Here is a 14,600-nt window from a genome sequence, read left to right on the forward strand (position 1 = left end):
CCCCTCTCCCTTTTCGCCCCCTCTACACTTTTCGCCCCGGGGGGGGGCGGCGGCAGCCCGCTGCCGCCGCCGGCCCCGATCGTCATCGACAGCGTGACGGTCAACGGAACCGGCTGCCCGACGGGAACGGCGGCCGTGTCGGTGTCCCCTGACAACACCACCTTCACCGTCACCTACAGTAACTACCTCGCCCAGGTGGGGCCCGGCACGGCGCCGGCCGACCGGACCAAGAACTGTCAGCTCGACCTGCTCGTGCACGTCCCCGGTGGCTACACCTACGCGATCGCGTCCACCGACTACCGCGGCTTCGCGTCACTGGCGCCGGGTGCGTCCGGGACCCAGCGGGCCGGCTACCACTTCCAGGGAAACCCCCACACCACGAACTCGACCCATCACTTCGCGGGCGGATTCAACAACGACTGGGAGACGACCGACACCGTAAACGTCGCCGCCCTGGTCTTCGCCCCCTGCGGGCAGCAGCGCACCCTCGACATCAGCACGGAACTGCAGGTCGACCCCGGCACCTCGAGCCCGAGCGCCACCAGCTTCATGGAGATGGACTCGACGGACGGCACGATCAAAACCGAGTACCACCTGGCCCTGAAGCAGTGCCACTGACCTACAGGCGACCTGGATATCGCCGGCAACGCCCGCACCGCACCTCATGTACACGCAAAAAACCGCAGGTCATCGCCACGCACTCGACGTGATGCGTCAGCGGACAGATGCCCCCGTGCGGGCGTCCAGAGCGTCAAACGAGCGTCACGACGGGACACCGAGAACTTCGCGCTGTACCGGGAGGAGTTCCGGAGTCGCTGAGCGAGGTGCGCGGCCGGAGTGTGATGGCCGTCGGGCGTGATCAGTCGGCGCGCGCGACGGGCTGCTCGGACCAGATGGTCTAGTGGTTCTGGCCATGGCGGCAGCCCCAGCGCTCGGCGAGTTGGGCGACGAGGAACAGGCCGCGTCCGCCCTCTTCGGTGGTGCGAGCACGGCGCAGACGGGGTTGGGCGGTGTTGGAGTCGGTGACCTCACAGACCAGGGCATTGTGGCGACGGATTCTCTGCCACAGCGAGCTCGGCCGCATGTGCGCCGGCCACGGACCGGCTCCGCGCGCAAGGCACGACGTGGAGCAGGGCATGGCTTCCGGCCGCTTCACTGTGGTCGACCCGATGATCGCCCTGACCGCGCTGAACGGCAGCCTGCCGGCGCTCCTGCAGATGTGGTTCTTCAGCCCGAGGCCGACAGCCGACGACGCGGCTTCACAGTTGGATGGGCGGGGGGCGGGGTCCGCGGAGCATGGCGTTCCGCCGGTACGGAGGCGGCTCCTCGACCAGGCGGGCGCTGCCGAGGTGCTCGATGTCGGGGCGGGTGGGGTCGAACCGGTCGGGCTCCTGGAACCGGACGGGATCGCGGTTGCCCGAGGCCAGCGCCAGGATGACCGACGCGTGTCGCGGGATCTTGGTGCCGACGACGTCGATGTCGACGTGCGGGATGCGTTCGCGCATGTGGACAGGGGGCTCGTAGCGCAGCAGTTCTTCGACTGCTCGCGGCAGCAGTTCGGGTTCGCGGCGCAGGAGGTCCAGCTGCTGGGGGTGACGCAACAGCGTGAGGGAGCCGTTGGTGATCAGGTTGACCGTCGTCTCGTGCCCGGCGATGAGCAGCAGCACGGCGGTTTCGGCGAGTTCTTCCCGGGTGAGCCGCAGGGCCGGGTCCGGTTCGTTGGCGAAGGCGGAGAGCATGTCGTGGTCGGCTTGCCGCGGCGCTGTTCGGCGAGGCTCACCAGGTACCCGCCCATCTCCATCCGTGCCTGGTCGCCGGCTTTGTCCGTCTCGGTGGAGTCGTCTTCGGGCCGGACGTCGGCGGAGGCGACGATCGCGTCGGACCAGGCCCGGAACAGCGGTTCGTCCTCGCCCGGTACGCCGAGCAGCCGACAGATCACCGTGACGGGCAGCGGGCAGGCGAAGTCGTCGACGATGTCGATCTGCCGGCCCGCCTCGAAAGGCTCCAGCAGTTCCTGGGTGATGCGGTCGATCTCGCCGCGCATGGAGTCGACCCGGTCGGGGCTGTGCGGGGGTCCGAAGGGCCGCATGGCCAGGGTGCGCAGTCTGTGGTGTTCGGGGTCGTCGAGCCGGAGGAAGGGTGGCTTGTGGGCTACTTCTGCCCGGGTGCGGGGGTCGGCGCTCATCCGTGGGTCGTGGAGCAGAGCGGTGATCTCGTGGTACGTAACGATCAGGCAGCTGCCGTCTGCCTGCTGCACCACGGGACCGGCCTCGCGGAGTTCCGCGGACGCGGGGTAGGGGTCGGGGCGGCTGGCGTAGTCGGTGATCCGTGCCAGCAAGGTCTCGGATTCCATGGCGGATCCTCGTGGTCTGTCACAGACCCTCTTGGCCAGGAATGCGAAACATCTCCGTATTCCTCGGCTGGAGAAACCCGCAGGCAAGAGGGCCTTTTCCGAGCGCCGGACGGCCTGCCCCGGGCCGGAGCGCCATATGAGCGTCACGGGCGTGCCCCTCTGACGCCGTCATTCGCCCCGCCCGGCCACTTCGGCTGCCCTCCGCGATCGACACCCCCCGAGCCGACCGCCGAGGCGTATGGTCTGCCTGCTGCCCTTGATCAGCCCGCTTCGGTCAAGGCTGCGTGCGCGGCGGCGAGGATCTCCCCGGAGAGCGGGGAGCCCTTGGTGGCACGGGACAGCACCAGCGCACCGAACAGCGTGCAGAGCCGGACGATGCCGTCCTGGTCGTCACCGGCCAGGAAATCGGCGAAGTCGGCCACCCCCTCGGCGTAGACGCGACGGGCCTCACGCCCCCCGCCCTCGCGCGCGATGTCGGTGGCGAGCGCGGCGACCGGGCAGCCGTCCGCCGGGTCATCGCGGTGCTCGACGGAGAGGTAGGTGTCGATCAGCGCCTGCTGGGCGGCGGCGCGCTCCCCGTCGTGCCGCTCCAGCCCGGCGCTGTGGCGTTGGGCGAGCTCGGCGAAGGCGTGGGCGGTGGCCTCGTCGACGAGCGCTTCCTTGGAGGCGAACTGCTTGTAGAAGGCACCGTGAGTCAGACCGGCCGCCTTCATCAGGTCGGCGACGCTGACCTGCATGCCCTGCTCCCGGAACAGCCGGGACGCGGTGTCCACCACCCGCCTGCGATTCTCCTCCGCCTGCGCCTGTGATGTGCGACCCATGACCACCTCCCATTTGGATGTCGACTGGCATCTATCGTAGACCCGTGTTTAGATTGGATTCATAATCTAATTCCTTGCGGGTGGCCGACGGCGCCCGCCACGACCAGGAGTGAGCATGGAACTGGAGAACGCGGTCGCGGTCGTCACCGGCGCCAACCGGGGCCTCGGGCGGCACTTGGCCGCCCAGCTCGTCGAGCGCGGCGCGAAGGTGTACGGCGCGGCCCGACGCCCCGAGACGGTCGACGTGCCGGACGTCATCCCGCTGCAACTGGACGTCACGGACGAGGCGTCGATACGGGAGGCCGCGCGCGTGGCGTCCGACGCGACACTGCTGATCAACAACGCAGGCATCTCCACCGGCGCGTCGCTGATCGGAGGCGACGCGGCTGAGGTGCGCCGGGAGATGGAAACCAACTTCTTCGGCCCGCTCGCCGCGACCCGATCCTTCGCCCCCGTCATCGAGGGCAACGGCGGCGGCGCCGTACTCAACATCCTGTCCGCCCTGTCCTGGTTCCACCCGGCAGGACTCGGCTCCTACGCCGCGTCCAAGGCCGCCGCCTGGGCGCTGACCGATGCCACCCGCGACGAGCTGGCGCCCCGCGGGATCACCGTCTCGGCGCTGCACGTCGGCTACATGGACACCGACATGGCCGCCGGCGTGCCCGCCGATCAGAAAATCGCCGCCGCCGACGTCGCGGCCCAGGCCCTGCACGGCATCGAGACCGGCCTGCCCGAGATCCTGGCCGACGAGACCAGCCGGTACGTCAAGCAGAGCCTGTCCGCGGCACCCCAGCCGAACGCGGACTGACGCTCACCCCTCCACCCCGACGCGACCACCTCCACATCCCTTCGTACAAGGACATCTCATGCGTTACACGACCTTCGGCCACCGGACCGGACTGCGCGTCTCCGAGTACGCGCTCGGCACCGCGAACTTCGGCACCGGCTGGGGGGCAGGCGCCGAGCCGGACGAGGCACGCCGGATCTTCGACCGGTTCGCCGAGGCCGGCGGCACCTTTCTCGACAGCGCGGACGGCTACCAGTTCGGCGAGTCGGAGGAACTGACCGGAAAGCTGATCTCCGCCGACCGCGACCACTTCGTCCTGGCCACGAAGTTCGCCCTCGGCGCCGCCTCGCAGCCGGACATCTCCAGAACCGGCAACAGCCGCAAGAACATGGTCGCCTCGGTCGAGGCCAGCCTGAAGCGCCTGAGCACCGACTACATCGACCTGCTGTGGGTGCACTTCCCCGACCAGCTCACTCCGATGGAGGAACTCCTGCGCGGACTCGACGACCTGGTGAGCGCCGGCAAGATCCACCACGCCGCGCTGTCCAACTTCCCCGCCTGGCGCGTCTCGCGCGCGGCAACGCTCGCGGACCTGAAGAACTGGGCCCCGATCGTGGGCATCCAGCACGAGTACAGCCTCGTCGAGCGCACCGCCGACCGTGAGCTCCTGCCCATGGCCGAGAGCCTCGGGCTCGGCGCGGCCCTGTGGTCTCCGCTCGGCGGCGGACTGCTCACCGGCAAATACCGCAGCTCCTCCGAGGGGCGCCTGAGCGACCTGGGCATGGTCATCCACACCGAGAGCACCGGCCAGAAGACCGCCGTCGTCGACACCGTCCTGGCGATCGCCGAGGAGACCGGCGTGACGCCCGCCCAGGTGGCGGTGGCCTGGGTGCGCGGGCGCGCCGCCCGTTCCGTGGCCACGCTCGTCCCGATCATCGGCCCGCGCAACCTCTCCCAGCTCGACAGCTACCTCGGCGCCCTCGACGTCCACCTGACCGACGACCAGTACACCCGCCTGACCGAGGTCAGCGCGGTGCCGCTCGGTATGCCCCACGAGGGGATCGCCGCCTCCCTGGACCGCCTCCAGGGAGGCGCCGCCGACCGCGTCACCGCCCCGGTCGTGCCGGTGGCCTGATGGGTGAACGCGGCTGAGGACGCGGTGCGCCGTCGCGTTGCCGTGATGGATCACCCGCAGCACACCAGCGTGTTTCTCGGCGTCGCCGTAGCGATCGAGGTGATGCGGCCGCGTCCGATCCTCGCGTCGATCTTGTGGAAATCGGATCCCAGAGGGCCGGACAGCAGGTCCACACACCGCCCCACTCCTTGGGGAGCATGCGGGAGGAAATCACGAGAGCAGTAGAGTGAGGCGGGAGCGAGGGAGGAGTAGTGAGAGCGCCGCGCGTACTGCCAACCCTGGACGAGGTGGACATGGGCGATCATGTCTGCCACCTGTTGGATCGTGCCGATGACGTCATCGACCGCAGCCGGGCTTTCGTTGCGGACGGTGCGTTGCACGGCGACAAGGTCGTGATCGTCGGCCCCGCTCCGCGGGCGGAAAGCGAGTTCGCACCGCTTGTACTGGACCCTGCCCGGCTGCAGGGTTCTCTGCTCTCCGCAGTGCGGCGGGAGGCGGCCGCTGCGGACCGGGAGGGGTTCCGCTCCCTTCGTGTGCTGCACCATGTCGTGCCCGGACCTCGCGCGGACCGGAACGGGGAGTGGCTGCGCAGCGAGCTCGATCTGGAGGAGTTCGCCGCCGACACCGGAGCCATGGTGGTCTGCGCCTACAGCGGTGCTGACTGGGACCTGCCGGCTTTGCAGCAGATCAGTTGTGTGCATCCTCATCATCTGGGCAGCCGTCCGTACTCCCCCGCGTTCCGGGTGTACCGAACCGAGCAGGAGGGCTGGACGGTGACCGGGACCGTCGACAGCGACGGTGCGGGGGCCTTCGGCACCATCCTGTGCACCCTCCTCGCTCACACGCCGACGGTGCGTCTGCTCTGCCAGACCCTGGAGTTCTTCGATGCCGCCGGGATGAGCGCACTGGCCGATGCCGCCAGGCACCTTCCGGATCGCAAGGTCATCCTGGAAGGCACCAACGAGACCGTGCGGCTCGTCTGGGAGCTGTCCGGCTTCGCGATTCCCGACGTTCCGGTGGTGATGGCGCCGTGACCTCTTCTTCGTCCACTCCCCTCGACGGCACTGGATACCGGCACGAGTTGTATCCGTACTCGGGCAGCGATGAATTCGTCACGGGCGCATTGGGTTTCATCCAGGAGGCGCTCGACGGTGACGAGGCCGTCGTCGTGGCCGTGCCGCAGGAGAAGGCGTCATTGCTGCGTGCGGAGATCCGTGAGAGCGACACCGTGCGCTATGTCGACACCAGTCGGGTGGAACGTCATCCGGGGCGGCTCATCGCTGCCTGGCAAGAATGGATCAAGGAACACGTCTCGGAGGGGCGGCCCGTCCGCGGGATCGGCGAATCCCCCTGGGACCAGGTCCGCAGTGCTGCTGAGGCCGAGGAGCTGCGCTACCACGAGTGGCTGCTCAACAGGGCGTTCGCCCAGGGCCCGGCCTGGTGGCTGCTGTGCCCCTACGACGTCGCACGCAACCAGGCTGCCCTGCCCCAGATGGCACGCTGCCACCCCCAGATCCGCAGAGACGGCCGGACGGTGCTGAGCGAGGACTACGACGCGCGGGCACCGTATGCGTTCGTTCCCCTCACCGGCCCCTGCGACCCGTACGACGAGTTCCGCTACACCAGCGGCGACCTGCCCGCCCTCCGAGAGAAGATCGCTGCCTGCGCCGAACAGCACGGCCTGACCGGTCGGCGCCTGCGCGAACTGCACCTGGCGGCGACAGAGGTGGCCACCAACAGCATCCGCCACGGCGGCGGACAGGGCGTGCTGCGCACCTGGAGCGAGGAACGACGCCTTGTCTGCGAGTTCCGCGACGTCGGCTACCTGGACGACCCACTGTCCGGACGTACGATGCCGACCGCGAGGCAGGTGGGGGGACGTGGGCTGTGGCTCGTCCACCAGCTCTGCGATCTTGTCGAGATCCGGTCCACACCGGACGAAGGGACCACGATCCGCCTGCACACCGAGCTGCCCGGCTGAGCCCGCTGGTGCCGACGGTCTGCTCTCCGGCCCAGCGTTTGAGGGCACGCGTGACCGACATCGCCCCGGGGTAGGCGGGGTGGTGTCGCCGGGCGGCGACAGACAGAAAGGCGCCGGCGGCACAGGCTCAAACGATGGGGATAGGAGTCGGTTCTCGATGCTGATGGTGCGTGTACGGCACGCGGACACAACGGTCGTGCGGCTGCCGACCGAGGTGGCCTACGGCAACGCTTCCGACCTCGGCGCCAGGTGCGAAGACCTGATCAGGGAAGGCTGCGGCACCCTCGTACTCGACGCCTCCGAAGTGCAGTACCTCGACTCCTCGGGCGTCAGCATGATCATCACGCTGTCCCGCGCGCTCGACAACCATGCCGGCACCCTGCGCCTCGCCGCCCTCAGCGACCACTACCAGCAGGTGTGGCGCATCCTCGGCCTCGACACACTGCTCCCCGTCTTCCCCACCGTGCACGCCGCGCTCGACGGGCGGGGCACAGGCGCCTGCGCCGTTGCGCCGGAGTCACTCGACCACCCCTGAAAACAAGACCCGGACAAACGGCATGCGGGCGAGCCACCACCTCCGCGCATCTCCTCTGCGATCCGCTCAGATCCGCGCCGTCGGTGTCCTACCCGCTGCGCCGCCTGGTGTCCCTGGTCCTGCCCCGCCCGGCGGACCGGGCCGTCATCAACCGGATCACCGAGCATGACAAGGTGTGGCGCACCGCCGTGGTGCGGGGCTACGGCGACGCCCTGGTCCCACACGTGGACCGGTACCCGACTCCGGCATCACGGCCGAGCAGCACCGCCTGTTCGAGACCACCGGCTGTGGCGGTCACGGAAGCGGCCGGCGCTGTCGGCGGCTACGCACTGTGCCCGAGTGCCGTCGGCACTGTGCCGGCGATGCGCCCGATCTTCCCCCGGAGGCCCTCCGTCCCTCGGCTGGGCGGCGATCACGGCGTCGGTGACCAGGCAGCCGGGCGTGTGAGTCTCGTCGGCTGCGGCGAGACCGAGGTACCGGCGGCAGCGAGACGGCCCCGCGAGGGCGGCTGTCAAGCCGTTGCCCCGCGGTTCGGGTCGTAGGCGGCGTCACCGGCCCCCTGTGCGCAGGTCAGCACAGTGTCACCGTCAATGCTCAGGAACCAGGACAGTGCGGCGAGCCCGTGCGCCCACGGGCCGCAGCCGTGCCATCACGAACCCGTCCTCACTATTCGGATGCTTGTGTGTGCCGGCTCGGCCGGGGTCAGACACTCGTCCATGCTTCGATGAAGGCGTTACGCCCGGCCGCATCGGGCGACTTGTGGTCCGCGTGAAGGACGCGCCAGGCGGTGAGTTCCAGGTCCCGGAGCCAAAGTTCGCCGATGACCTGTGTTTTGAGATCAGGGAGGTGGTCGGACTCGGCGAGCGCCTGGCCGATCACCTCTGCGGCCGCAACGCGCTGGGGAGGCGTCATCTCGTCTACCGCCGAGAGGATCTGTCCGGCCAGACCGGTTCCCTCTCCGGCCAGCGAACGCAGCACCAGGTCCTTGATATTGGTCGGCAGCAGGTAGGCGGTGCCCGAGGATCTCCACAGGTTCGACCAGAAGCGTTCTCCTGCGTGGGTGGGGGCGGGGAGCGCAGCCAGCAGTCCGAGGAGATGCGCGGTGGCCGCGTAGCCATCGGAGTGGGCCGCCGCGAGGACCGCTATGCCGGCGACACGCTCCACGTCGAAACGGCCGGTCTCGAACTGTGAGGGCGGCCCCAGTCTCTGTTCCAGCTGATCTGCGAGGGGGACGGATGCGTGGGAGGGGAACTCGGGAAGCATCGGCGGTCCTTGGGCGTAGGTGGGCGGAGACACGCGCTCGGGAACCTTGGTCCTTCCCATGGCCAGGCGGCTTACACGGCTTCCGCAGGCCCGGTTGGTGGCGAGACCGACCTCGAGGGAGGCTGTCACGGGCAGGCTCTTAGCATGATCGGATGGTTGCCGATGATGCCCAGAAGAACGAGACAGGACAGGAAGTTGTGTCTGGGGACGCCGTAGCCGGTCTCCCCGGCGGATCACCTCATGGCAATGCCGGGGAGGAGTTTCACCCGGTTGCCGACCTGGTCGAGTGGGCGGCCGACCTGGTCGAGCCGGTCAAGCCGAAGCTGCGTGGCTGGCTCCATGCCGCGATGGTCCCCGCCTCGGTGAGCGCGGGCATCGTCCTCGTCTGCCTGGCCCGGACCCAGCAGGCGGCCCTGGCCTGCACCGTGTACTCGGTCACCGCCTGGCTGCTGTTCGGGACGAGCGCCGTCTACCACCTCGGTACCTGGGGGCCGATGGGCGAGGCCGTCCTGCGTCGCCTCGACCACGCCAACATCTTCCTGATCATCGCCGGGACCTGCACCCCTCTGGCCGTGCTCCTCCTCCCTCCTGACCGGCGAACCCTGCTGCTGTGGATCGTATGGACGGGCGCGCTGACCGGTATCGCCTTCCGCGTGCTGTGGGTCAACGCTCCCCGCTGGCTGTACACCCCCTGCTACCTGGCCCTGGGGTGGGCACCGGTGCGTTACCTGCCCGACTTCCTGCACACCGGCGGTGCGGCCGTGGTCACCCTGACGGTGACCGGCGGTCTCCTCTACAGCGCGGGCGCGGTGGTCTACGCCGTCCGACGCCCCGACCCCTCGCCCCGCTGGTTCGGCTTCCACGAGGTGTTCCACGCCTTGACCGTGGCGGCCTTCACCGCGCACTACATCGCCATCTCCCTCGCCGTCTACTGACCACAACAGCAGGCGCATTCACTACTGCGACACGGTGCTCTGGCCGCACTGGCGGCCGGATCAACGACTGGGGCCGTGTCAGGGGATGCCTGGAGGGGAGGCGGCGGCGCCCGGGTAGGGAGCGTGCCAGCCGCCTCACCCTTTCGTGGCGGCGCCGCGACCGGGGCCGGAGGTGAGCGACATGCCGGCGGAGCCGTTCGGACACGAGCGCCATCTCCGCGCGCCACAGCCGGCCACGCGCGGGGGTGACAGCCCGCCGATACCGGCGGGCCCGCTCACCTCAGGCTGCGGCCGATGGACTGGACGATCCGCCGGTGCGCCGGTATTCGGCGTTGATGCGCTGGGCTTCTTCGAGCTGGTCTTCGAGGATGATGATCCGGCATGCGGCCTCGATCGGGGTGCCCTGGTCGACGAGCTCACGCGCGCGGGCCGCGATGCGAAGTTGGTAGCGGGAGTAGCGGCGGTGTCCGCCCTCGGAGCGCAGTGGTGTGATCAGTCGCGCTTCGCCGATGGCGCGGAGAAAGCCGGGAGTGGTACCGAGCAACTCGGCAGCCCGGCCCATCGTGTAGGCGGGGTAGTCGTCGTCGTCGAGACGGCTCAGCGACTCGTCTGCTGTCATCTCACCTCTCTGTGGAACGCGTGGAGGGGCCTTGGTGCCGTTTGGCACCAAGGCCCCGAAGGAACTGCAACACCATCTGCCGGCCCTAGTGCTGCGCCGGCCTTCTGTTTCCGCCCAGCCGCCTGATACTCCGACGGGGGTGCGGGGATCGCGGATGCGTGACCGGAGACCACCTGCCTATCGATGTCCTGCGGTACCCGGGCGCGCGTCTTCCGCCCGGGCGATCCTGATGGTGCTCGACTCCTCCGTTCTTCCCTCGGAACCAATCACTTGCAAACAGGGACTGCATACTGCTGGCACTGCAACCGCGTCAACCGCGGTCCTGCTCACGGCGGCCCCTCATCACTTCAGGCCACCCGGTCCGGTCGTCAGTCCCGTCGCCGTCGTAAACACCCTGGCTTCGAAACTCCACCACCGCACCGTCATACGTGGACTGCTGCCCGGCAGTTCGTGTCTGCCGGGCCTTGCTCGATCTCGGCTACGAAAGAAACCATAATCATGAAGACATCGAATGTCTACTCCAGCGAGCATAGATTTGCTGCGGCTCGACGATGAGGTCTTCCGCTGGGCCGATCTGCGAATACTGCGGGCCGTCCGCAGCGCAGGTCCGACGCAGGGATGACACCCGCAGCCGCCCGCGCAGCTTCCCGTGGCGGCGCCGACCGGCAGGGCGCGTCGATCGTGATTCCCAGCCCCTCCGGCGAGGGCGGTGGCTCGGGCGGGTTGGCGGGCGGGGCACAGGGCGCCTCGAAGGGGAGCCGTGTGCGCCCGTCCCGCTCGGTTGCGCCACCGTCCAAGCCGCCCGGGCGGGCCGGTGCATAGAATCCGATCCCATGTCGAAACCTGACGAGCTGCTCGTTGCGATAGCCGCCCTGGTGGAATCCGGGCAGAGCAATCAGATGACCCTGACCGTGGTCACCAGTGGTGCCGTCATCACCGGTCGGCTGGCTCCGGGAGCCATGTGGAGGCAGAGGGTGTCTGAGGTGCTGACGGACTCCGCCGACCTGAGCGCGTTCTCCGCCGTCTTCGACACCCCCGCGAGGAAGGACGGACCGCCCACGCATCTGCATTTCCACGTCGCCCGGATCCTGCAGGGTACGGTGGGGATCCCGGAGACGGGCGGGATGTACCGCGTCGCGATCGAGGACGTCAGTGCCTGGACCGTGGGCGACTTCAGCTACTCCGACCACTGACCCACCGACCCACGGCACACAGTGAGGCCCCACCGGCACGCTTCCGTTCCGGCTCGTGGATCTTGGAACAGGGAACACGGAAGCCTGCCGGGTCGTCGGCATCAACCGCCGCACCGGCAGGCGTTGGCTCTACGGCCGGCAGGCATCCGGGAGGTACAGGGCAGCCCCGCCCATCGTGGACACGGCTGCCCTGGCAAGCATCCGAACCCCCGGCTCGCCTTGGGAACCCGCCGGCCCGTCGCGCTGCCTCGCCGAGGCCGACCGCATCCACATCGCCGACCGGCTCCCGGAGAAGGCGTCCGCCCGGGCCGTCGCGGCCGGGCTTGGCCGCAGTCCCTCCGCCCACCGTAAGCCGGGAGATCCGCCGCAACCGCACGCTCATGCCCAACCGCGGCTGGTACTGCCGTCCGGCCAGGCCAGGCTGCGGGACTTCCTCCAGGACCACGTGACCCGGCGGTGGAGCCCGGAGCAGATCCGCCACGCTCTACGGGCACGCTTCCCCGACGGCCCGCCGATGCCGCCGACCGGGCTGTCCCGCACCGGGAAGGCGACCTGATCGTCGGCAAGAACAACGGCTCCGCCAGACCCTCCCGCCTCACCTGATTGCGGTCCCTGACCTGGGACCAGGGCATCGAGATCCTGGACGCCGTCGCCACCGAACTCAACAGCCACCCACCCAAAACGCTCTGCTGGGAGACCTCGGCCAAGCGCCTGTCCAAACTGCTCGCGGCTTGATCAACTCACCGCGGTGTTGCCACGACCCCTGGAATTCGCCAACGCCGGTGGGGTCTCACTGCTCTGTTCGGCTCACACCTGTCCGTAAGTCAGACGGACAGGGGGGGTGCCGGTTGCGGAAGCCTGCTCGTACGGGCCGGCCAGGGGCGCAGACGCGGCGGCAGGGCGGGGGCCGCAGGTGAAGCCGAGTTGGGTCATGGCCCTGAGGACTTCGCCGGTGCTGAAATCACGGCGGTCCTGGCGGGTGATGACCTGGCCGACCTGCTTGGCGGGGTAGTGGCGTCGTCCGATGATGACGAACTCCCCGGTGACCGGCTCAGGTGGGACGCCCTTCATCGATTCCACCACGCCGGGCTTGGTCAGGTCGAACGGGAAGCGGGCGATGACACAGCGCATGATGCCTCCGGGGAGAAGAGAAGACGGGGCCGGGTAGGGGTGAGGGCGGTTCAGCGAGAGAGGGCGACGACGCCCAGAGCGTTGCCGTGTCCGTCGACCACGGGCGGGGCCCCGAGCCGGCGGCAGCGCATCGCACGCTCGGCTTCGGCCCTCGTGACCAGCGGCGAGGCGAAGGGCCCGATGACGTCGGCGATGTCCCGCAGGCGGATCCGGTCCGTGTATCCGGAACCGTCACGAACGGCCGTGAGCCGGTCCCGGGTGACCAGGCCGGTGCACATACCGTCCTCGTCGCAGACGACCAGATGACCTGTACGGGCGGCGGCCATCACGGACAGTGCCACCTCCACGGTCATGTCCTCCCAGACCTGCGGTCCGGCCGCGTCCATGGTGTCGGCCACCGTGCTGTGCGCGGGGTGGGAGCTTGCCGGGCGGAACTGCGTCTGGTCCAGCGTCAAAGGGTTCCTCCTGCGGAGTTGGGCCGGCTTCCTGATCACCAGGGTTCTATGCCGCCGCACCGGCGGTGGACTGCCGTACGGGCGCGCGGCGGGCCGCCGGGACGGGGCGGCGTCGGCCGCGTGAGGTGGCGCCACGCTTCTTGGGGCGTTCGACCACCGGCGCGGTGATGACCACCGGGATGCCGGAGGGGGCCTGGGCGCCGGTGATGCGGTGCAGGGCCTCCTCGCCGACGCGGACCTGGGTGGTCTGCGGGACGATGCCGGCCGCTGCCATGAGGCGGGTCATGCTGCGGCGCTGGTTGGGGGTGACCAGGGTGACGACGCTTCCGGACTCTCCCGCGCGGGCGGTACGGCCGCCGCGGTGGAGGTAGTCCTTGTGATCGGTCGGCGGGTCGACATTGACGACGAGGTCGAGGTTGTCGACGTGGATGCCACGCGCCGCGACGTTGGTCGCTACCAGCACGTTGACGTGTCCGGTCTTGAACTGTGCCAGCGTGCGGGTGCGCTGTGGCTGTGTCTTCCCGCCGTGCAGGGCGGCGGCCCGGACCCCTTGGTTCAGGAGGTGTTCGGTGAGGCCGTCGACGGCGTGTTTGGTGTCGAGGAACATGATCACGCGGCCGTCGCGTGCGGCGATCTGGGTGGTTGCCGCGTACTTGTCGGCGCCGTGCACGTGGAGCACGTGGTGCTCCATCGTCGTGACCGCGCCGGCCGAGGGGTCGACGGAGTGCACGACGGGGTCGCTGAGGTAGCGGCGCACGAGCAGGTCGACGTTGCGGTCGAGAGTGGCGGAGAACAGCATGCGCTGGCCTTCGGGGCGGACCTGGTCGAGAAGGGCGGTGACCTGCGGCATGAAGCCCATGTCGGCCATCTGGTCGGCCTCGTCGAGGACGGTGACGGAAACCTGGTTCAGCCGGCAGTCGCCGCGGTCGATGAGGTCTTTGAGGCGTCCCGGTGTGGCGACGACGACCTCCGCGCCACCGCGCAGCGCGCTCGCCTGCCGGCCGATCGGCATTCCGCCCACCACCGTGGCCAGCCGCAGCCTCACGGAGCGGGCGTACGGGGCGAGCGCGTCGGTGACCTGCTGCGCCAGCTCACGCGTGGGTACGAGGATCAGCCCCAGCGGCTGCCTCGCCTCGGCGCGCTGCCCGGCCGTACGGGCCAGCAACGCCAGCCCGAAAGCGAGGGTCTTGCCGGAGCCGGTGCGGCCACGGCCCAGTACGTCCCGGCCGGCGAGGGAATTCGGCAGGGTCGCGGCCTGGATCGGGAAGGGTACGGTCACGCCTTGCGAGCTGAGCGCGCAGGGCGGTTTCAAAGTCCTGTCGATCAAGGATCCATGCTGGTCACAGCATCATGACGATGGGGGTGGCGGGCCGCCACGCATGCAACGAAGCT

The 14,600-nt window shown here is 69.3% G+C and carries 16 protein-coding genes and 4 pseudogenes; 11 read left to right on the forward strand and 9 right to left on the reverse strand.

Annotated features, from left to right (window positions below; genetic code table 11):
- The coding region (locus ABZ646_RS23360; protein ID WP_360522085.1) for a DUF4360 domain-containing protein at window positions 1-618 on the forward strand (618 nt) is incomplete at its 5' end.
- A gap of 280 nt (window positions 619-898) precedes the next feature.
- On the opposite strand, the pseudogene ABZ646_RS23365 reads toward ABZ646_RS23360, so the two are convergent.
- Window positions 899-1,039: pseudogene (locus tag ABZ646_RS23365) on the reverse strand (ATP-binding protein); the annotation flags it as partial.
- A gap of 43 nt (window positions 1,040-1,082) precedes the next feature.
- Between ABZ646_RS23365 and ABZ646_RS23370 the strand changes: the two are divergent.
- A pseudogene (locus tag ABZ646_RS23370) lies at window positions 1,083-1,202 on the forward strand (TetR/AcrR family transcriptional regulator); the annotation flags it as partial.
- A 57-nt stretch (window positions 1,203-1,259) separates the two neighbouring features.
- Here the strand turns inward: ABZ646_RS23370 and ABZ646_RS23375 are convergent.
- A pseudogene (locus tag ABZ646_RS23375) lies at window positions 1,260-2,353 on the reverse strand (cytochrome P450).
- A 260-nt stretch (window positions 2,354-2,613) separates the two neighbouring features.
- Window positions 2,614-3,174, reverse strand: coding sequence for a TetR family transcriptional regulator (locus ABZ646_RS23380; protein WP_360522088.1), 561 nt, complete (start codon window positions 3,172-3,174; stop codon window positions 2,614-2,616).
- 115 nt (window positions 3,175-3,289) lie between these two features.
- Between ABZ646_RS23380 and ABZ646_RS23385 the strand changes: the two genes are divergently transcribed.
- Window positions 3,290-3,982 (forward strand): SDR family oxidoreductase, encoded by a 693-nt coding sequence (locus ABZ646_RS23385; protein WP_360522091.1) that lies wholly within the window; start codon window positions 3,290-3,292, stop codon window positions 3,980-3,982.
- 58 nt (window positions 3,983-4,040) lie between these two features.
- Window positions 4,041-5,096, forward strand: a complete 1,056-nt coding sequence (locus ABZ646_RS23390) for an aldo/keto reductase (protein WP_360522094.1) — start codon at window positions 4,041-4,043, stop codon at window positions 5,094-5,096.
- A gap of 50 nt (window positions 5,097-5,146) precedes the next feature.
- Here ABZ646_RS23390 and ABZ646_RS23395 read toward each other — a convergent pair whose 3' ends face one another.
- Entirely contained in the window at window positions 5,147-5,269 is a 123-nt protein-coding gene (locus ABZ646_RS23395) for a hypothetical protein (RefSeq protein WP_360522097.1), read from the reverse strand.
- Between the two features lie 78 nt (window positions 5,270-5,347).
- Between ABZ646_RS23395 and ABZ646_RS23400 the strand changes: the two genes are divergently transcribed.
- The 3 genes from ABZ646_RS23400 to ABZ646_RS23410 all read left to right on the forward strand — a co-directional run bounded on the left by ABZ646_RS23400 (window position 5,348) and on the right by ABZ646_RS23410 (window position 7,612).
- Window positions 5,348-6,130, forward strand: coding sequence for an MEDS domain-containing protein (locus tag ABZ646_RS23400; RefSeq protein WP_360522100.1), 783 nt, complete (start codon window positions 5,348-5,350; stop codon window positions 6,128-6,130).
- Entirely contained in the window at window positions 6,127-7,077 is a 951-nt protein-coding gene (locus ABZ646_RS23405; RefSeq protein WP_360522103.1) for a sensor histidine kinase, read from the forward strand. The genes ABZ646_RS23400 and ABZ646_RS23405 overlap by 4 nt, the downstream gene beginning before the upstream one ends.
- A 157-nt stretch (window positions 7,078-7,234) precedes the next feature.
- The gene (locus tag ABZ646_RS23410) at window positions 7,235-7,612 is read left to right on the forward strand and encodes an STAS domain-containing protein (RefSeq protein WP_360522106.1); all 378 of its coding nucleotides are present in this window, start codon (window positions 7,235-7,237) and stop codon (window positions 7,610-7,612) included.
- A gap of 702 nt (window positions 7,613-8,314) precedes the next feature.
- On the opposite strand, the gene ABZ646_RS23415 is transcribed toward ABZ646_RS23410, so the two are convergent.
- Window positions 8,315-8,776 carry a hypothetical protein gene (locus tag ABZ646_RS23415; RefSeq protein ID WP_360522109.1) on the reverse strand — a complete coding sequence of 154 codons (462 nt, stop codon included), beginning with the start codon at window positions 8,774-8,776 and terminating at the stop codon, window positions 8,315-8,317.
- 251 nt (window positions 8,777-9,027) lie between these two features.
- Here ABZ646_RS23415 and ABZ646_RS23420 point away from each other — a divergent pair, with 251 nt between their 5' ends.
- Window positions 9,028-9,810 (forward strand): hemolysin III family protein, encoded by a 783-nt coding sequence (locus ABZ646_RS23420; RefSeq protein WP_360522112.1) that lies wholly within the window; start codon window positions 9,028-9,030, stop codon window positions 9,808-9,810.
- Between the two features lie 280 nt (window positions 9,811-10,090).
- On the opposite strand, the gene ABZ646_RS23425 is transcribed toward ABZ646_RS23420, so the two are convergent.
- Window positions 10,091-10,429, reverse strand: coding sequence for a MerR family transcriptional regulator (locus ABZ646_RS23425; RefSeq protein WP_158925729.1), 339 nt, complete (start codon window positions 10,427-10,429; stop codon window positions 10,091-10,093).
- 833 nt (window positions 10,430-11,262) lie between these two features.
- Here ABZ646_RS23425 and ABZ646_RS23430 point away from each other — a divergent pair.
- The 3 genes from ABZ646_RS23430 to ABZ646_RS23440 all read left to right on the forward strand — a co-directional run bounded on the left by ABZ646_RS23430 (window position 11,263) and on the right by ABZ646_RS23440 (window position 12,357).
- Window positions 11,263-11,622, forward strand: a complete 360-nt coding sequence (locus ABZ646_RS23430) for a hypothetical protein (protein ID WP_360522115.1) — start codon at window positions 11,263-11,265, stop codon at window positions 11,620-11,622.
- A gap of 175 nt (window positions 11,623-11,797) precedes the next feature.
- Window positions 11,798-12,178 carry a hypothetical protein gene (locus ABZ646_RS23435; RefSeq protein ID WP_360522118.1) on the forward strand — a complete coding sequence of 127 codons (381 nt, stop codon included), beginning with the start codon at window positions 11,798-11,800 and terminating at the stop codon, window positions 12,176-12,178.
- Window positions 12,179-12,225: 47 nt separating this feature from the next.
- Window positions 12,226-12,357: a hypothetical protein gene (locus tag ABZ646_RS23440; protein WP_360522120.1), complete on the forward strand. Its 132-nt coding sequence runs from the start codon at window positions 12,226-12,228 to the stop codon at window positions 12,355-12,357.
- 72 nt (window positions 12,358-12,429) lie between these two features.
- On the opposite strand, the gene ABZ646_RS23445 is transcribed toward ABZ646_RS23440, so the two are convergent.
- The 3 genes and pseudogenes from ABZ646_RS23445 to ABZ646_RS23455 all read right to left on the reverse strand — a co-directional run.
- Entirely contained in the window at window positions 12,430-12,753 is a 324-nt protein-coding gene (locus ABZ646_RS23445) for an SCO5918 family protein (RefSeq protein ID WP_360522123.1), read from the reverse strand.
- Between the two features lie 50 nt (window positions 12,754-12,803).
- Window positions 12,804-13,208: a CBS domain-containing protein gene (locus ABZ646_RS23450; protein WP_360522126.1), complete on the reverse strand. Its 405-nt coding sequence runs from the start codon at window positions 13,206-13,208 to the stop codon at window positions 12,804-12,806.
- Between the two features lie 46 nt (window positions 13,209-13,254).
- Window positions 13,255-14,505 (reverse strand): annotated as a pseudogene (locus tag ABZ646_RS23455) (DEAD/DEAH box helicase); the annotation flags it as partial.
- Window positions 14,506-14,600: the final 95 nt, after the last annotated feature.

The organism is Streptomyces sp. NPDC007162, assembly GCF_040634175.1.
Taxonomy (GTDB): Bacteria; Actinomycetota; Actinomycetes; order Streptomycetales; family Streptomycetaceae; genus Streptomyces.